Here is an 18459-nt window from a genome sequence, read left to right on the forward strand (position 1 = left end):
TTATGAGCAAAAGCATTTATTATGATGAAAAATCGGTAAACAAATTTTTAAAGATCACGTTATCGCTTACGATTATAGTTCTTGTCGCCATATTGGTTTACGGAACGTTTAAGGTATATTACGGCGCTCCGCCAATACCTGGACAGGTAATAAGCGCTAAGGGTAAGACCCTTTTTACGGGACAGGATATCGTTGCAGGCAAAGCAAGGTTTCAGGAATTCGACCTGATGGATTATGGCAGTATTTACGGGAACGGCGCATATTTCGGGCCGGATTTTACCGACCAGTATCTTCACAGGGAGGTTAAATATTACCGCGATTTCGAGTCGCAAAAACTTTATAAAAAGCCTTATAACCAAATTTCCCCGCGTGACAGGGATTATATAAAATCACTTGTAATATCAAAGATAAAGAAAAATAGATTTTCTTCGGCAGGAAATGTTCTCACATACACTCCGGGCGAGATATATGCCTTCGACAAAATTCAAAAAAGGATTGAAAATCTTTATACGAACGGCAATCCCAAATTGGGAATCGGTAAAGATTTAGTTCCTTCAAAATATGATATAAAAAGAATAGTCGAATTTTATTCATGGGCGGCATGGAGCGCGGGAACGTTAAGGCCGGGCGTTGACCATACTTACACCAATAATTGGCCGTATAACAGAGGGGCGGGCAATGTTCCGCCGACTTATCTCTATACTTGGACATTTGCTTCCATAGCCGTTTTTATTGCATTAGCAGGACTTGTCATCTGGTTTTTCCTTACCTATATTTCTCCCGGCTGGCAGGAGGCTCCGGCAATGCTTGATAACTGGAAGCCGATGGAAGACTTGGGCAATTTTAAAATCACTCATTCAATGAAAAAAGCAGGCAAATATTTTTTCTTAGGCGCTTTCTTATTAGGTTTGCAAATAATAGCAGGTATGCTTTTAGCTCACTATTATGCCGAAAGGTCTTCATTTTTTGGCATAAATACCCTTACGATACTTCCTTTTAATATCGTTAAATCATGGCACATCCAGCTTGCAATTCTTTTCATCGCTTCGATGTGGCTCGGCGCAGGCATATTTGTTTCGAAATATATAGGCGGCGGAAAAGAACCTAAATGGCAATCCTTTCTCATTGATTTTCTATGGTGGGCATTATTAATCGACGGGGTTGCAGCCCTTATAGGAATGTATCTTGGCGCAAAAGGCTATTTTCACAAAGGTCTATGGTTTTTTATCGGCAATCAGGGTCTTGAATATTTACAATTAGGCAGACTTAATCAGATTATAGTGTTTGTCGGTCTGTTACTCTGGGTTGTTATACTTTACAGGGCATTAAAACCTAATTTTATAAAAAATACCGATAAATGGAGCGTTGAATGGCTCCTTTTAATCAGCGCGTCAACTATCGGCTTAATGTATGTGTTTGGGATGTTTCCTTTAGCGTGGATTCTCAAAAACTGGACGATTACCGATTTTTGGAGATGGTGGGTCGTTCATCTATGGGTTGAGGGGACATTTGAATTCTTTGCGGTTGTGGTTATAGGTTATTTCTTTCTTGCTCAGGGTCTCGTAAAAAGACAGACAATCGAAAACACCCTGCTTCTTGAAATACTCCTTATATTTTTGGGAGGAATTATCGGAACGGGGCATCATTTTTATTTTATCGGCGATGCCTCGATATGGATAGCTCTCGGTTCGATGTTTTCGTTTCTTGAGGTTATCCCGCTTTTACTTTTAACAATGCAGGCTGTTTATGAAAAAAATGTTTTAGTAAAGGCAGGGAAAGAATTTCCGCAGGATTTGTCGTTTAAATATTTAGAGGCTTCGACATTCTGGAACTTCGTCGGCGCCGGTGTTTTCGGGTCATTAATCAACACCCCGCTTATGAATTATTACGAACATGGTCAGTATCTGACGATAAACCATGGACATACGGCTTTATTCGGCGTCTTTGGCCTTTTAGGAATTGCCTTAAGCTATTATGTCCTGAGGATGATTGTCGAACCTTCTAAATGGAGCGATAAAGCCGGTAGAATAGCTTTGTGGTGCTTTAATGCAGGTATGATTCTATGGGTGATTTTAAATTTTCTGCCGGAAGGATTTATGCAGTTTGCGGCATCCGTAAAACACGGTTACTGGTATTCGAGAAGCATTTACTTTTATGATAAGACCGACATGTGGCTGTGGTTAAGATCGCCCGGAGACCTTGTATTTACGATAGGCGTTCTGGTTCTTTTTATAGATATAACAATAAAACTTCTACAGGTTAAAAAATCGGTAAAAGAATAAAAGGGTTCCCAAATCACGATTTAGAAAATATTTATTTTCATCATGCCCCCCCAACCCTCCCGCAGGGGGAGGGTTGGGGGAAGGGGGGAGTGTTGTTTCTTCTTGACAATTTATCTATTATATGGCAATATTAATAAAAATCGCTTAGGCAATGGGGTCTGCTTGAGTTGTTTAAAAAATAAATCGACACCTGCCGCCTGAAGAAATAAAAGGCTAATGACTCCTACATTACATTATTTATTAAAATAATTTTGCCGCTCTGCTTTTAAGTGTAATGTTAGAGAGGGATATTAGCCTATAATGAACATCTTTTTAAATTCAACCGTCTTTCAAATCTTTCAGGTTATAACCGTCCTTGGTTTTTCCCCGTTTATTGCGGGCTTTATCGGCAAGATAGAGGAGATTTTTGAGGGGAAGAAGGGACCTTCGGTTTTTCAGCCTTATTACGATATTCATAAACTATTCCAAAAAGAGATATTGATACCGCCTTCCGCCTCGTTTATTTTTAAGTCAGCCCCGTTCGTTTCTTTTATTTCGATGGTGCTTATTACCCTTCTTATTCCTGTTTTAACCGCATATCCGCTTCCCCTTGGATTTATGGGCGATATGCTCGGAGGGGCATTTCTTTTTTCCCTTTCATCATTTTTTATAAACATTGCTTCCCTTGATTTGGGTACAAGCTATGGGGGGCTGGGTTCGTCCCGCGCCACCCTTCTCGCGATTCTTTCCGAGCCTACCCTTATTCTCGTTTTTGTGGGCGTAGCTTTAATAGCACAATCCACACTGCCTTATGTGATGCTGCGTACTATAACCGCATCATTGCCTTTTTATTTTAGTCCGCCCCATTTCTTAATTATAGCCGCATTTTTTCTCTTATTTCTGGCGGATACGGATAGAAGGCCTATTAACGCCTCAACTCATGCCGAGATGAGCATGATTGAAGAGGCAAGAATTTTGGATTATTCAGGTCCATATTTAGCTCTTTTAAAATGGTCAGGGTATATGAAACAATTTTTACTTTTGGTGATTTTTTTGAATGTACTGGTTTTTCCATGGGGGCTATCCATTAATCATAGTCTCGCAGGTCTTATTATTGCTGTAATCAGTCTTATTTTAAAAATGTTAATTGTGGGATTCATAGCCGGAATTATAGATACCGCTATTTCAAGATTGAGATTCTTCAGGTATCAGGAGTATTTTGCCGCCGCATTCGTTTTAAGCGTTCTTGCGATAATGACATTTCAATATAAGGGTTTTTAAATTATTTAAATATTAAAATTCTGGAGCAATCAAATATGCTGGGATATGTAATGCCGCTTTATGTTTATGTCATAGAAGACCTTTTGGCTGCATTGATTCTTTTATCGTCTTTTGTGATGCTTAGCTCAAGATGGATATCTTTTTATATCCATGCCTACGGATTTCAATCGTTTTTAATATTTATTTTAACGCTCGTTTTAGGAATCGAATCGCAAAATATAGATTTATACTTTGTTGCATTTTTAACCTTATTTGTCAGGACAATCATAGTGCCTTACATACTTTTAAAAATGATTAAAAAATTCAATATTAAAGAAGAAGTAAAACTTATTATAAAGATACCGCTTTCAATTATCTCTGGACTATTACTGACGGTTTTTGCCTATTTTTTGATATACAGGTTGATTTCTCCTTTTTCGCCTAAAATAGTTATTAATGCCTCGTCTATTGCTTTAAGTCTTATATTTATAGGTTTTTTTATGATTATATCGAGGTTTACGACGATAACCCATATATTAGGATTACTTGTTATAGAAAACGGAATATTTCTTTTATCCGTCGTCGTAGTTCCGACTCTTCCGATAATCGTAGAATTGGTGGTTTTGTTCGATATTTTGGTTACCGTTGTGGCAATGCTGATTCTATCGATGTTTATGAAGATGCAGACAGGTTCTTTTTCCACAACCATGCTAAATAGATTAGTCGGGTAAAATATATGAATATTTTCATTATTACATTTTTGATAATCCCCTTATTTGCATCCTTAAGTTCTTTTATTATAAAAAATAATAGATTTGCCGAATATATAAGCCTTTTGTCCTCATCCTTATGCCTGATTGGCGCATTTATTATTCTTTATTTTTTAATAAGCCTTAAAGCTATTTCTATTTTTAACAGTGCAATAGTAATAGATAAGTTTGGCGCTTATATAATCCTGTTGGTTAGTATCGTATATTTTTTATCGTCGATGTATTCTATTTCATATATGAGGCTTGCAATGGAAGACGAGCAGATGACGGATAGGGAGTTTAACAGGTATTATCTTTTTTTGAATCTTTTTGCTTTGACGATGCTTATCGCTCCAATGATTAACAATATGGCGGTTTACCTGATAGACATAGAACTTACCACGGTAGCAAGCGCTTTTTTGGTTATTGCGGAGGTTACGGAAAAATCGATAGAAGCGGCATGGAAGTACATCCTGATAGTTTCTTCGGGAATCTCGCTTGCCCTTTTAGGCACGATACTATTTTATCTTTCGGGAAATATTCCCGGAAGCGCAAATGCCGTTTCATCTTTAGACTGGACAACTTTACGCTTGAATGCCGTTTATCTTAATAAAGATATAGTAAGGTTTGCATTTGTTTTAATCGTGATAGGTTTAGGTACCAAAGTCGGTCTTGCTCCAATGCATACATGGCTTCCCGATGCCCATTCGGAAGCGCCTTCCCCTATTTCAAGCATGCTTTCGGCATCTCTTTTAAATACGGCAATATACGGCATAATGAGGTATTTTAGTATTACGGGGAAAAATCTTGGATTTAATTATCCGAACACAATAATGGTTATTATAGGTCTTTTTACAATATTTACAGGGGTAATGGGAATTATTAATCAAAAATCGACAAAAAGGCTTTTTGCATATTCGAGTATCGAACATATGGGAATAATTAGTTTAGGGTTTGGTCTGGGGGGCGTATTTGGAACTTTTGGCGCCCTTTTGCAGATGTTCGGTCACAGCCTTGCAAAACCTGTCATGTTTTTTGGTTCCGGAAATTTGCTGCACAAGTATAAAACGAAGGATATTAAAAAAATTAAAGGCGTTTTTTATGTTATGCCTAAAACCGCTTTTTTATTTTCCATTGGCGTGCTTGCATTAACCGGGTCTCCGCCTTCGGTAACCTTTATAAGCGAATTTTTAATTATACTTCAAAGTTTAAAAAACGGCTATTATGTAGTAACGATAATGCTTATAAGTCTTTTAATTGCGGCATTTGTTAGTTTATTGGCAAAAGTCGGCTCTATTGTTTTCGGAAAAAAAGATAATGATTTAAATATTAAAAAGGGCGATTTTGGGCTCTCATCTTATTTGCCCATGGCTCTGCCGCTTGCGGCATTGATAATTTTAGGGTTTTATATACCGGGAAACCTGCATAGTTTATTGCTGGATATAGTTCAGATAATTAGATAAATAAAAATAATAATATTTAAAGACCATTATGCCGCATAGTAAATATAAATTTCTGGGAGATTACGAATTTATCTGGGGTCCGGTGAGAAAAGGCGTCTCCGAATCTATTTTATATGAATTTTTGTCATCGGGGGAAGAGCTTCATAATTTGGATATAACATCCGGATATAAACAAAGGGATGCAGGGAATGTCCTTGCTGAAAAGGGTAATTTATACGAACAGGTTTTAGCCATAGAAAGAATATCGGGACTCCATGCCTTTAGCTCGTCGCTTAGTTATTGCCTTAGCGTTGAAAACTTTTTTGGGCTTGCGGATAAAATTCATAAAAACCTGCAAATCTTACGGATGTTTTTTGCGGAAGTGGAAAGAATTAGGAATCACATAGAAAACTTATCCGAAATAGCGGAATCAACCTATATTCAGGTACCCTCAGCCATGTATTCTTATTATGCCGAGATGTTAAAGCAACTATCTTTGAAATTTTTAAGTTCCCGTTATTTAATGGGCATCAATACAATAGGAGGAATTAGAAAAAATTTATCGTTGAATGATATAGAATTTATTTTCAATTCGGTTAAGCCTGTTGTGAGCCGCGTTCAGGAAATCATTAAAAAAAATATGGAGACCAAGTCCCATATAGATAGGCTAAAAACCACGGGGAAAATAGATATGAAAACGGCGAAGCGGTTTTGCGCAAAGGGTGTTGCCGCAAAAAGCGCAGGAATAAATTCGGATTTAAGAATTAAAAGACCTTATCTTTTGTACGGCGATATAAAACTAAATAGTATTATATTTAATGACGGCGATGCATTTTCAAGGTATATGGTCAGGATAGGAGAGATCACTCAATCATTAAGGATACTTGATTATTGTTTAGAAATGCTTAAAAAAAATAGATTTAATAACACTTCGGATTATTTCATAAACAGGGATGAAATAGACAGGCTAAAAGATTCTGGACCTGAAAATAATAAAAAAAGGCATGGATTCGGTTATGCGGAATCTTCCGAGGGGTCAATTTTCTGTTATATAAAAGATTTTGACGGATGCGTTTTTAAGAAAATAAATTTAAAATACCCGTTTGAAAATAATTATAAATTATTTGCCTGCGGAGTTAAAAATACTATGATGATGGATTTTAACATTAACGAAACGAGTTATAACTTTTCGGTTGCGGCGCTGGATAAATAATTGAAAAATCAAAATATTTTTTAATAAAGGATTGAAGTATAATGGCTTTCTGGACATATAGCGGATTGAAATTTGGAATAAAATCTGTAAAATTTCCGAAGGAAAACGATTTTTACGATGGTTTTATCTCATCCATAAAAATCAACGGGCAAAAGTGTCTAAATCAAGACAAAACGGCCGGTTTATCAGGGAAAAGCGACGGGTTGCAGTGCAGAAAATGCGAGCTTGTCTGTCCGACTAAAGCGGTTAACCTGAATAATTTAGCAGACGGCGAAAACGGGAAGGGCGGGCAGGCATTAAAAGCGATTGATGCGAACAGATGTATCTTCTGCGGATTATGCATTGACGCTTGCAGCGATATTGCGGGCGCAATTTATTATAGCAATGATTTTGATTTCGATATAGCCCCTTCACCCTGTGCAGGCAAGATAAAAGCCTTTAAAAAATCTCTATTTGTAAAGCATATAGATACAGGGTCTTGCGGGGCATGCGAGTCGGAAATTAATGCGTTGAACAATCCGTATTACAATATGCACAGGCTTGGTATTTTTATAACGCCGAGTCCCCGGTTTGCCGATGTGTTATTGGTTACAGGAACTTTCACTAAAAAGATGTCCGATATATTTTTTAATGTTTTGGACAATATTCCAAAACCGAGATATGTTGTTCTAATCGGCTCCTGTTCCCTGACCGGCGGCGTATTCGAGAGGTCGGAAGCCGATGAAGACGGTTTTAATACAGGGTTATTAAACAGTACGGAAACTAAAGAGGGGACGGATTTAAATCCGTCCCCTCTGCTGAACGAAAATGTTATTGCTTTGCCTCACTGTCCGCCTAATCCATTCGAAATATTAAATGTTTTATTGCTAATCAAAAAGGGTGATTTCAAATGAATTTAAGCCTCTTAAATCCTTTAAATTATTATTACTTATTCTTAATTTTTTCTGCGGCAGGGATATTAGTTTCGTTTTTAGGTTTGATATTCGGGGACAGATTTAAATCTGCCCCCTTTAAAATGTTTTTCGCTTTTTCAAACATTCTTTACATGGCGGCTTCTTTAACGGCAGTTTCATTTTCTGTAATTGCATTTTTTAAAGGCGGAAATATATTAAACCGGATGCTCTATATCGGCAGGTTTTTTCCCGCCGGCAGAGTAATGTTGAAATTCGATACGCTAAGCGATTTTTTTATATTATTTATTTTTGCCGTATTTTTTTACATTTCTTTATATCAGATAAGATATGTTAAAGGGTTAGATTCTGAAATAAACCGGTCGTTATTTTCTTTTTTATACGGGATAATGCTTATAAGTGTTTATTTTGTCATCATTGCCTTTAACGGTTTTGTATTTATGATTTTTTGGGAAATAATGGCCATATCGTCATTTTTCTTAGTAATGACCAAACATTATATAAAAGGGACAAAAAGGGCGGCATTTTTAATGGCGGTAATTACCGAAATCGGCGCAATGTTAATAATAGTTGGATTAATGATTCTGTATTTATACTCAAACAATTTTAATCTATATGCGTTAAAAGATGCAGTAATACCCGGTTATACAAAAGAAATAGTCTTTACCCTGTTTTTATTTGGGTTTGGGGCAAAGATGGGGATTGTTCCTTTGCATATCTGGCTTCCTGAAGCCCATCCGGCATCCCCTTCGGGAGTGTCGGGAGTTTTAAGCGGCGTGCTTACATCCTGCGGCGTTTATGGCATTATGCGGTTTGGGCTTTATGTTCTTCACCCTGCGGACAGCGCGCTGCCGATAGGGACTATGATATTAATCGTAGCCGCTTTCACGATGTTTTTTGGGGTGCTGTATATGTCTCAAACCCATGATATAAAGGTTTTGTTGTCTTATTCCACCGTAGATAACATGGGTCTTATATTAACGGGGATAGGGGCGTCCCTGTATTATAAATATTACGGATTATACGGGCTTTCCGCTTTAGCGCTGGTTGCATCTTTATATGCGCTCATAAATCACGCATTCTTTAAAAGCCTTTTGTTTATGGGTGCAGGTAATATCGAGCATGAAACCGGAAGTCACAATATGGACGATTTTGGGGGAATTTTAAAGAGGATGCCCGTAACCGGAGCGCTTATATTTGCAGGGGTTCTTGCAGCCGCGGGGATTCCGCCGCTTAACGGGTTTGTCTCGGAATGGCTTAACCTTGAGGTGGTTTTTTTGGGTTTCCATATAAGCGGCGTTTTACCAAGAATACTTCTTTTTGGCGCAGGTTCTATTTTAGCCTTAAGCTCAGCCGTTGCAATTTCCAGTTATGTAAAATTATACGGTTTAACCTTTCTTGGTTTGCCAAGGTCTGAGAAGGCAAAAAAGGTGAAAGAGGTTCCGTTATCCATGAATATAGCATTGATAATCCCGGTACTTTTAAGCATTTCCCTTGCCGGTTTTATGTTTCTATATACGCCTGTTTTTTCTAAGGTGGCGGAATCGATATACCGCATAAATATCGGCAAAAACATTTTACACAATTATATTTTTATACCGTATTACAGCTCTTTTTCCGCATCAAGCCCCATATATCTGTTTTTTGTATCTATACTGCTTTTGTCAGCCCTTTATATCTTATATAAGGTTATAATAAAACCCAAAAAACGGTTTGTGGATTATGCATGGACGGGCGGTAAAAATATAATTAACCCGCACGCTCAGGTTTCTACGCTTGGTTTTTCCAATGCTCTAAGGATAATGTTTAATCTTGTTTACGGGCAGAGAAAGAGGCTTTCGGATAGAAAAGCCTATCCGCTTTCTTATTATCACGGGGATGATTATTTAAAACAGGATAAAAAAGGCATATCCAACCCGTTCCCTTATTCATCTTATTATCACAATTCAAGCGGCTACGGTTCCTACATATTTCCGCTTATCGAATATTATTTGTATCTGCCCTTGATAAAATTCTTCGAAAAGATAAGCTCCGTAATGACCGAATTAATGCAAAACGGGTCTTTAAATCTTTATATTTTTTATATATTTTTTGTTTTTGCGGCGGCGTTTTTTATAATTGTTCTAATTCCCGTTTAAATTAAAAATTTTTATTATATGAAAGTAATTGAGCGAAATGAACAGTACGTTTTTATCAAGCCGTTCGGATGCTATCCCTAAATTTTTCATTTATTAACCCTCAATATATATTTTCTATTTTTATGAAATATCGTAATTCAATATTTATCATAAATTTCATCAAATTGTAATAATTTTGTCATAATATTGTAACAGTAATTAAGTTAAAATAATAACTCTTCCAATTTTTTCGTAATTGGATATTTAAAAAATTGATGTTATAATTGAAAGGAGAGTTATTAAATGGAAGCTAAGGAACATGTTATGGATTTTTCTATATCCCCCGAAAAATATTTCGATGCCCGCTTTGACGGTCAGGAAAAACTGTTTAATTCACGGTTTGACAATCTTACCGGCTATGTGAATACCAAGTTTGACGAATTTGAGATAAGATTTTCCGAGCTTGACAGGAAAATAGATATCTTAGACAAAAAAATCGATTCAAAAGCTTCAGAGTTTAGGTTTGAGGCAAGAGCCGACGAGTTAAACAAGAAAATCGATGATAGATTCTCGGAACTTGATAAAAAAATCGATGAAAAGTTTACCTTCCTTGATAAAAAAATCGATGAAAAGTTTACCTTCCTTGACAGAAAAATAGATGTCAAGTTTACCGAGCTTGACGGGAAAATCGATGAAAAATTTACTGTACTCGATAGGAAATTTACCTGGGGCATGGGTTTAATGATGGGTTTTTTTACAATAATGTTTGCGGTAATAATCGGCATCCATTTTATAAAATAAGAAATAGTTCCGTATAAGCCGTTTTTAATTAGAAACCGGCATTCATTTTATAATCGTTATAAATAGATTCAACCTCTTTATCGGTTAAGCATCTTTTTAATTTAACCGATTCTGCCTTTACGATATCGAGAATATTTTTAGCATCCTCATTATTTATTTGAAGCCCCATTTTATTTAACTTGTGCTTGATTGCCGCAGAACCGCTATGTTTTCCTGCTAAGAGTTTTCTTTCGGCCCCGACATATTCAGGCGGATAGGCCTCGTAATTTATAGGGTTTTTTAATATTCCGTCGGTGTGTATGCCCGCCTCGTGATAAAATATGTTTTTGCCGAAAATCGGCTTTGATACGGGCATCGGTCTTTTTGTTATCTTTGCTATAAGCTTTGCCAAAATTTTTGCTTTTATTAAATCGAATTTAATTTTTTTATTTTCTATAAAATTAAAATATGCGATAACCTCTTCCAGTGCGCAATTTCCGGCTCTTTCGCCGATGCCGGAGATACTGCCGGATAAAGAACCTGCGCCGGCTTTTAAAGCCGAAACCGAATTTGCCGAAGCCATGCCGAAGTCGTTATGCGTGTGAATTTCTATTATTATGTCTTTGAATAGGGATGTTAATTTTTTTATATTTTCGAAGGTTTTTAACGGATTAAGCATCCCCACGGTGTCTGAATACCTGTATTTATATGCCCCCTCCTCTTTAGCAATTTTGATGATCTCGATAATCGTGTTTTCCTCGGCTCTCGAGGAGTCTTCACCGCCCACGGAATATTGCACCCCTTCTTTATTCAATATTTTTAGAATGTCTATCAGGCTAGTTTTAATATATTGAAAATCTTTTTTTAACTTATATTCCATATGAATTTGGGAAACCGGAATCGATATGTGAATAACTTTAAGACCGATGTCAAGCGATGAATAAATATCTTCCATCTTTGCTCTATTCCAGCCGACTATTTTTGCCTTAAGTCCTAATTCGTTTATCTCTTTAATTGCCTTTTTTTCATGGCCCCCCATTACCGGAATGCCCGCTTCTATCTCGTCCGCGCCTGTTTCATCCAGCATTTTGGCAATTAATATCTTTTCGGAAGCCGAAAACACGATTCCCGCGGTTTGCTCGCCGTCTCTTAATGTCGTATCGTTGATAATGATTTTTTCCATATTGAATTAAAAGCATATTTTATGCCAGAAAACCTGTTAAAACTTACTAAAGTTATAAAGCGCGCTTTTACTTATATTCCATATTAAGATTGTTATAGATAATATTAAAAGTTTACATAGTTGCCATATATTTAATCAAATATGACTAAAAAATAAGCAAATTAAATACAATAAGGAATTAAAGAGGGCGGATAAACCATTGCGATTATAAATAATCCTTAAACAAAAGTTATGGCATGAAAATTGCTCCTATTTAAATTAAATTAATCAAAGGAGTCCATGAATTAACTTATTTTAAAATTTTAAAATTAAATAAATAAAAGCGCAATTGGGCGCTTGTGGCGATGACGCCATAATTAAAGGGATTTGTATGCTTTATCCCTTTGGTTATGGCGTTTTTTGTTTTTAATTTTATTACTAATTCAATAAAACTATTTATTTTTGGAGGTAAAACAAATGAGACAGGTAGCTATTTACGGTAAAGGGGGAATCGGAAAATCCACAACGACTCAGAATACTCTTGCCGCTCTTGCGGAACGAGGCAATAAGATAATGCTCGTAGGATGCGATCCGAAGGCGGATTCCACAAGACTGCTTTTGGGCGGAAAAAGCCAGGAAACGGTGCTAAATTCGGTCAAAGAGGTGGGACAGGAAAATGTAACCGAAGAGGATGTCTTTAAAATAGGTTTTGGAGGCGTAAGATGCGTTGAATCGGGAGGGCCTGAGCCCGGCGTGGGTTGCGCGGGAAGGGGTATTATCACATCCATTACTACGCTCGAACAGTTAGGTTCTTACGAAAAGGAATTGGATTATGTTTTTTACGATGTTTTAGGCGATGTCGTCTGCGGCGGGTTTGCCATGCCTATAAGGGAGGCTTATGCAAAAGAGATATACATTGTTTGCTCGGGAGAACTCATGGCGCTATACGCCGCAAACAATATATGCAAGGGCGTTCTTAAGTTTGCAAATTCCGGCGGGGTTAGAATAGGCGGGCTTATTTGCAATTCAAGGAATGTCGACAACGAAAAAGATATGGTCGAGGCGTTTGCGAAGAAACTTGGAACACAGATGATATATTTTATTCCGAGGGATAATATCGTTCAAAGGGCAGAGATAAAAAAACAAACCGTTATCGAGTTTGATAAGAGCTGCGCCCAGGCGGATGTTTACAGGCAGCTTGCAAAAAATATCGAGGAAAACAAAATGTTTGTCATACCAAAGCCCATGACCATGCAGGATCTTGAGGACCATATGATGGAATACGGCTTCATGGAAGAATACGAAAGGACTACGGATGGGAAAAGTTCGGCAGCGGTTTAATTTTAAAGAAGAGAAACAGGGTAATTATATATGAATATAACCGATTTTAAATTAAATAAGAATAAGAACCGCTCACAGCTTTCTTTTGCAGCCGGCATTGAAAAACACCCCTGCTTTAGCAAAGAAGCGTCTAAACACTTTGGCAGGGTTCATTTGCCGGTTGCAAAATCATGCAACATCTCCTGCAACTATTGCCACAGGGATTATGACTGCCCGAATGAATCAAGGCCTGGAGTAACATCGGGTTTGCTTGCGCCGGAGGATGCGGTTAAAAGAATATACGAGGTTAAAAGCCTTTTTAACGATATAAGCGTCGCCGCCGTCGCAGGTCCGGGCGACAGCTTAGCCGAGCCGGCAGGTACGATGAAAACATTTAAGCTTATTGCAGGAGAGTTTCCGGAAATTATCCTGTGCATGAGCACAAACGGTTTAAATTTGGCCGACAACTTAGAGGAACTTAAAGATAACGGCGTTAATTTTATAACCGTAACGCTTAACGCAATAGATGTGTCTATCGCCGCAAAGATTTACAGGTATGTTAATTATAACGGCGTATCCTATACGGAAAAGGATGCCGCAGGACTCTTATTGGAACGGCAGATAAAAGGCATAGACAGGGCGGTAAAAATGGGATTTACGATAAAAATAAATTCGGTTCTCATACCCGGCATTAACGACTTTCATATGAAAGCGCTATCGGAAGCGGTTAAAAAATTAGGCGTGTATCTGTTTAATGTTATGCCTATGATACCTGCCGAAAAATCTTATTTTTATAAAATTGGCGTAAAAGGCGCAAGCAGGAAAGATGTCGCCTGCATCACGGACGGGCTTGAAGGTATAAATATAATGAGCCATTGCAGACAATGCCGGTCCGACGCCGCAGGGCTTTTAAACGAAGATTTAAGCAAAAAACTAAAGGGACAGGAGGGGGGATTAGGATGCAAACTCAAGAAGATGCCGTGTTAGGATGCAAGCTCTCAAAAAGCCTTAGTTTTTCTCAGGATGAAGAGCTTTATATTGCGACAAGCGATACCAAAATAAAAATGGAAGAGGACTATGCGCCGTTCGTCGATAAAATTTTAAACAATATTCCATATATTCCATACAGCGTTCTAGATCTCGGCTGCGGTCCGGGCTATATAGCAAGGAGAATCAGCGAGGTCTTGCCGAATGCCTTTGTTTTTGGGTTGGATAAATCTATCACAATGATAAATCATGCAAATAAGGTTTTTAAAAAAATGTTGCTTGCATCTCCGTTTGCTGAAAAGGCATGCTTTTCAAAACGCGCAAGCGGAGATATGCTGCGCGGAGAAACGTTACCCTCCCCTATGAGCGTAAAAATGTTGAAAATGGATTACGCCATTCATTCTGCGTATGAAATTAACGACACGGCGCTTAAAATGCTTGGGAATGAAGCGGGTTATTCAGATTGCTATAATTATAATCGCGGGCTTAAATATATGATTGCGGACAGCGCGAATCTCCCTTTCGGAAAGAATAGCTTTAATTTAATTATACTTAAAGGGACATTTAAATGCTTGGACGATAAGCTGAATTCCCTGAAGGAAATGTTCAGGGTTCTGGCGGATAACGGCGATATTTTAATATACGAATTTAGAAAAGAAATTCCGGATGACGAATTTAGTATGCTTACGGAGCATATGAATCCTCAAAAGGTAAAGTCTTTAAAACGCAAGTTAAATTGCTCCTTAGACATAGAAGATTATGAGAAATATTTATCAAAAGCAGGCTTAACAGGGTTTGCCGATATAAAAACAGAAGGACTAGATTTAAGAATAAGAATATCTAAGAATTGTTGACAAAGGAGGAAAAATAGCAATGAGTATCATGGATGGATTTACCGGCAATATCGATAATTATGTCAATGCGCCGCGCCGGTCGGGCGGAAAATGGGTTCCACATTTTCTGGTAGAATTCGATAAGGAAAACTGCATATCATGCGGCAGATGTATCAAGGTTTGTCCGGGCGGGGTTTACACGTTTGAGGACGACGGGGATAAGATGATTGTTAGAATAGAAAGCATGGATGATTGTATCGGCGATATGTCATGCGAAAAGGTCTGCCCTAAAAACAAGACGATGCATCTGCATAAATTTTCGCCGCTTACAAAATGACAAATAAATAATTAAAATAAAGATCGACATATATTTTTCTGCGGGCATTAAAAAGCAGTGCTTTTTAGCGGAAGAATATGTTTACCCTAAAAGTTGCGAAGCAACTTAATTACATTATATAAATATGCGGAGGTAAAATGGCTGTTAACTTTAAAGAAACCGAAGGAATAGTTGAAGATATTCTCAATGTTTATTCCGAAAAGGCAAAGAAAAACAGAAAAGAACATATCGGCATTAATAGCAAAGAGGCATGCGGGAGCTGTGTTGCAAAATCTAATGTCAAATCCCTTCCCGGCGTTATGACGCCGAGAGGCTGCGCCTACGCAGGTTCCAAGGGCGTTGTCTGGGGGCCGGTTAAAGACGTAATTAATATAAGCCACGGTCCGATAGGATGCGGCCATTACAGCTGGGGTACAAGAAGAAATTTGGCTAACGGCGAGCCCGGAGTCGAAAATTTTGTGTCTTTTCAATTTACTACGGATTTTAAGGAAAGGGATATAGTTTTTGGCGGCGATAAAAAATTGGAGCAGGCGATTAAAGAGTTGCATGAACTTTTTCCTACCGCAAAAGGCATAATTATAGATTCGGAATGCCCGATAGGTTTAATAGGCGACGATATCGAGGCTGTGGCGAAAAAAATGGAAGGTGAAATAAAGATTCCGGTAATTCCCGTAAGGTGCGAGGGTTTCAGGGGAGTAAGCCAGTCTTTGGGGCATCACATAGCAAACGATACTATAAGGGATTTTGTCGTAGGAACAGGAGAAATAGACGAAAGCAAAAAGACCCCTTATGATGTAGCGATACTCGGCGATTATAATATAGGCGGGGATGTCTGGTCGTCGATGAAAATATTTAAAGAAATGGGTTTGAATGTAGTAGCCCACTGGTCTGGAGACGGTTCTATAGAGGAAATGAAGATAACTCACGGGGTAAATTATAATCTTCTGCATTGTTACAGGTCGATGAATTATATAGCGAGGCATTTCGAGGAAAAGTTCGGTATCCCGTGGATTGAATATAATTTCTTCGGTCCCACTAAAATAAAAGAAAGCATCAGGAGCATAGCAAAATTATTCGATGAAAATATTCAGGAAAAATCCGAAGAGGTTATCAAGGCATACGAACCTAAAATGCAGGAGGTTATAGATAAATACAGGCCGAGATTGGAAGGCAAAAAAGTAATGATATTAGTCGGCGGCTTGAGGCCCCGTCATATAGTCGGAGCTTATGAAGATTTAGGAATGAAGGTTGTATCCGCGGCATATGAATTTGCTCATACCGATGATTATGAAAGAACGACAAAAGAGCTGGAAGACGGGGCTATTGTTGCCGACGATATGAATGAATACGAATTTGTCGAGCTTGCAAACAGGCTTAAGCCGGATTTAGTCGCCTCCGGGATAAAAGAAAAATATGTTTTTCAGAAAATGGGAATACCTTTCAGGCAGATGCACTCATGGGATTATTCCGGACCCTATCACGGTTACGACGGCTTTGAAATATTTGCAAGAGATATGGATCTGGCGATAAACAGCCCGTCGTGGAAATTGGTTAAGCCGCGTTGGAAAAAATAAAAGAAATAAATACTTGAGAGGAGCAGGTAAAAGTATTTAGTTAAATTAATAAAATTATACGGGAGGTTTGATTGTGGAAAAAGAAGAGGTTAAAAAGATAAAAGATTGGATGAATACCGAAGAGTATAAAGAAAAAAACTTTAATAGAAAGGCTATAGTAATAAATCCGGAAAGAGCCTGTCAGCCGCTCGGCGCAGTGTTATGCGCGGCAGGTTTTGAAAATACGATGCCGTTTGTCCACGGTTCCCATGGATGCGTTGCATATTATAGAAATAACTTATCCCGTCATTTCAGGGAGCCGATTGCAGGGGTTTGCACATCTTTAACGGAGGACGGGGCGGTTTTCGGAGGACAGGCGAACGGGTTCGAGGGGTTTAGAAACGCCTCGGCTTTATATAAGCCGGAGATGTTTGCGATATCTACCACCTGTATGTCCGAGATTATCGGCGACGATCTTGGTTCGATAGTGGGCGGCGCCAGAGAAAAGGGGTATCTGGCTGAAGATATAGCGGCGCCGTACGCAAATACGCCGAGTTTTGTAGGCTCCCATCTCGAAGGTTACGATAGTATGCTTAATGCAATAATAGAAACGCTCGGTAAAAAATCGGATGCAAATAAACAGGACACGATAAACATAATTCCGGGTTTTGACACGACTATCGGCAATATTAACGAGATTAAGAGGATTTTAAAAATTTTCGGAATAAACTATCTTGTTCTTGCAGACTATTCGAATACTTTAGACAGCCCTTTAAACGGGGAGTATAAACTATACCCTGACGGCGCTACAAAGCTTGAGGATGTTAAAAATTGCGTAAACAATAAAGCTGCTATTGCCCTGCAGAAATTTTCTACAAAAAAAACGGCGGCGGCATTATCCGAAAAATTCGGACAGGATGTCAGGGTCGTCAAAAGTCCTATCGGAATAAGTTATACCGATGAATTTTTAATGACGCTTTCCGAACTTTCCGGCAAAGAAGTTCCGAAAGAGCTTGAAGACGAAAGAGGTAAGGCAATAGACTCTATGACGGATGCACAGCAGTATATTCACGGAAAAAAATTTGCGATATTCGGCGACCCGGATATGCTCATGGGATTAACGGGTTATCTCCTTGAAATGGGCGGAATTCCAAAATATGTGTTATGCTCAAACGGTACGGAGGAATTTAAAAAAGAAATCGAGGATTTGTTTGCCTCTTATTCGGAAAATCAAGGCGAGGTTTATATAGACAAGGATTTATGGCATTTGAGGTCATTACTCATGACGGGACCCGTCGATATGCTTTTGGGACCGTCCCACGGTAAATTTGCGGCAAGGGAAGCTAATATTCCTCATATCAGGGTAGGCTATCCCATTTTTGACAGGGTAAATATTCACCGTTATCCGCTTTACGGGTATAGCGGGGTTATTAATCTGACCACATGGATAGTTAATAAATTTTTGGATATTTTGGATGATACCAGCGACGATGCCCATTTCGAGCTTATGAGGTAAATTTGGCAATATTAACCT

The 18459-nt window shown here is 38.2% G+C and carries 15 protein-coding genes; 14 read left to right on the plus strand and 1 reads right to left on the minus strand.

Annotated elements, in window-relative coordinates:
- The first annotated feature begins 2 nt into the window (after positions 1–2).
- From EVJ47_04095 to EVJ47_04130, 8 genes are all read left to right on the plus strand, one after another.
- Complete coding sequence (locus EVJ47_04095) at positions 3–2282, plus strand: nitric oxide reductase (GenBank protein ID RZD15462.1); 2280 nt, start codon at positions 3–5, stop codon at positions 2280–2282.
- Positions 2283–2582: 300 nt separating this feature from the next.
- A complete protein-coding gene (locus tag EVJ47_04100) occupies positions 2583–3542 on the plus strand; it encodes a formate hydrogenlyase (protein RZD15463.1) in 960 nt (319 codons plus the stop codon).
- A gap of 35 nt (positions 3543–3577) precedes the next feature.
- Positions 3578–4252, plus strand: coding sequence for a hypothetical protein (locus EVJ47_04105; GenBank protein ID RZD15464.1), 675 nt, complete (start codon positions 3578–3580; stop codon positions 4250–4252).
- Between the two features lie 5 nt (positions 4253–4257).
- Positions 4258–5733: a hydrogenase 4 subunit F gene (locus tag EVJ47_04110; protein RZD15465.1), complete on the plus strand. Its 1476-nt coding sequence runs from the start codon at positions 4258–4260 to the stop codon at positions 5731–5733.
- Between the two features lie 28 nt (positions 5734–5761).
- Positions 5762–6925: a hypothetical protein gene (locus EVJ47_04115; GenBank protein ID RZD15466.1), complete on the plus strand. Its 1164-nt coding sequence runs from the start codon at positions 5762–5764 to the stop codon at positions 6923–6925.
- A gap of 41 nt (positions 6926–6966) precedes the next feature.
- Positions 6967–7818 carry a 4Fe-4S dicluster domain-containing protein gene (locus tag EVJ47_04120; protein RZD15467.1) on the plus strand — a complete coding sequence of 284 codons (852 nt, stop codon included), beginning with the start codon at positions 6967–6969 and terminating at the stop codon, positions 7816–7818.
- Positions 7815–9974 carry a hypothetical protein gene (locus EVJ47_04125; protein RZD15468.1) on the plus strand — a complete coding sequence of 720 codons (2160 nt, stop codon included), beginning with the start codon at positions 7815–7817 and terminating at the stop codon, positions 9972–9974. Before EVJ47_04120 ends, EVJ47_04125 begins: the two co-directional genes overlap by 4 nt.
- Positions 9975–10256: 282 nt before the next feature.
- On the plus strand, positions 10257–10754 hold the full coding sequence (locus tag EVJ47_04130) for an exonuclease VII, large subunit-containing protein (protein ID RZD15469.1): 498 nt from the start codon (positions 10257–10259) through the stop codon (positions 10752–10754).
- A gap of 28 nt (positions 10755–10782) precedes the next feature.
- Here the strand turns inward: EVJ47_04130 and aksA are convergent, their stop codons facing one another.
- Complete coding sequence (aksA, locus tag EVJ47_04135) at positions 10783–11916, minus strand: homoaconitate hydratase (GenBank protein ID RZD15470.1); 1134 nt, start codon at positions 11914–11916, stop codon at positions 10783–10785.
- A 456-nt stretch (positions 11917–12372) separates the two neighbouring features.
- Here aksA and nifH point away from each other — a divergent pair, with 456 nt between their 5' ends.
- From nifH to nifK, 6 genes are all read left to right on the plus strand, one after another.
- Positions 12373–13236, plus strand: a complete 864-nt coding sequence (gene nifH / locus EVJ47_04140) for a nitrogenase iron protein (protein RZD15471.1) — start codon at positions 12373–12375, stop codon at positions 13234–13236.
- Positions 13237–13266: 30 nt separating this feature from the next.
- The gene (locus EVJ47_04145; GenBank protein ID RZD15472.1) at positions 13267–14202 is read left to right on the plus strand and encodes a radical SAM protein; all 936 of its coding nucleotides are present in this window, start codon (positions 13267–13269) and stop codon (positions 14200–14202) included.
- Positions 14100–15056, plus strand: coding sequence for a methyltransferase domain-containing protein (locus EVJ47_04150; GenBank protein RZD15473.1), 957 nt, complete (start codon positions 14100–14102; stop codon positions 15054–15056). Before EVJ47_04145 ends, EVJ47_04150 begins: the two co-directional genes overlap by 103 nt.
- 19 nt (positions 15057–15075) lie before the next feature.
- Complete coding sequence (locus tag EVJ47_04155) at positions 15076–15372, plus strand: 4Fe-4S dicluster domain-containing protein (protein ID RZD15474.1); 297 nt, start codon at positions 15076–15078, stop codon at positions 15370–15372.
- Positions 15373–15509: 137 nt separating this feature from the next.
- The gene (gene nifD, locus EVJ47_04160) at positions 15510–16946 is read left to right on the plus strand and encodes a nitrogenase molybdenum-iron protein alpha chain (protein ID RZD15475.1); all 1437 of its coding nucleotides are present in this window, start codon (positions 15510–15512) and stop codon (positions 16944–16946) included.
- Between the two features lie 109 nt (positions 16947–17055).
- Positions 17056–18441 carry a nitrogenase molybdenum-iron protein subunit beta gene (gene nifK, locus EVJ47_04165; protein ID RZD15560.1) on the plus strand — a complete coding sequence of 462 codons (1386 nt, stop codon included), beginning with the start codon at positions 17056–17058 and terminating at the stop codon, positions 18439–18441.
- The last annotated feature ends 18 nt before the right edge of the window (positions 18442–18459 follow it).

This window comes from Candidatus Acidulodesulfobacterium ferriphilum, assembly GCA_004195035.1.
GTDB classification, from domain to species: Bacteria; SZUA-79; SZUA-79; order Acidulodesulfobacterales; family Acidulodesulfobacteraceae; genus Acidulodesulfobacterium; species Acidulodesulfobacterium ferriphilum.

Coding starts and splice junctions, on each gene's coding strand:
- EVJ47_04095 (RZD15462.1), top strand. CDS start 3: ATGAGCAAAAGCATTTATTATGATGAAAAATCGGTAAACAAATTTTTA.
- nifH (RZD15471.1), top strand. CDS start 12,373: ATGAGACAGGTAGCTATTTACGGTAAAGGGGGAATCGGAAAATCCACA.
- nifD (RZD15475.1), top strand. CDS start 15,510: ATGGCTGTTAACTTTAAAGAAACCGAAGGAATAGTTGAAGATATTCTC.
- EVJ47_04110 (RZD15465.1), top strand. CDS start 4,258: ATGAATATTTTCATTATTACATTTTTGATAATCCCCTTATTTGCATCC.
- EVJ47_04145 (RZD15472.1), top strand. CDS start 13,267: ATGAATATAACCGATTTTAAATTAAATAAGAATAAGAACCGCTCACAG.
- EVJ47_04150 (RZD15473.1), top strand. CDS start 14,100: ATGCCGGTCCGACGCCGCAGGGCTTTTAAACGAAGATTTAAGCAAAAA.
- EVJ47_04130 (RZD15469.1), top strand. CDS start 10,257: ATGGAAGCTAAGGAACATGTTATGGATTTTTCTATATCCCCCGAAAAA.
- EVJ47_04105 (RZD15464.1), top strand. CDS start 3,578: ATGCTGGGATATGTAATGCCGCTTTATGTTTATGTCATAGAAGACCTT.
- EVJ47_04155 (RZD15474.1), top strand. CDS start 15,076: ATGAGTATCATGGATGGATTTACCGGCAATATCGATAATTATGTCAAT.
- EVJ47_04115 (RZD15466.1), top strand. CDS start 5,762: ATGCCGCATAGTAAATATAAATTTCTGGGAGATTACGAATTTATCTGG.
- EVJ47_04120 (RZD15467.1), top strand. CDS start 6,967: ATGGCTTTCTGGACATATAGCGGATTGAAATTTGGAATAAAATCTGTA.
- EVJ47_04125 (RZD15468.1), top strand. CDS start 7,815: ATGAATTTAAGCCTCTTAAATCCTTTAAATTATTATTACTTATTCTTA.
- aksA (RZD15470.1), bottom strand. CDS start 11,916: ATGGAAAAAATCATTATCAACGATACGACATTAAGAGACGGCGAGCAA.
- EVJ47_04100 (RZD15463.1), top strand. CDS start 2,583: ATGAACATCTTTTTAAATTCAACCGTCTTTCAAATCTTTCAGGTTATA.
- nifK (RZD15560.1), top strand. CDS start 17,056: ATGAATACCGAAGAGTATAAAGAAAAAAACTTTAATAGAAAGGCTATA.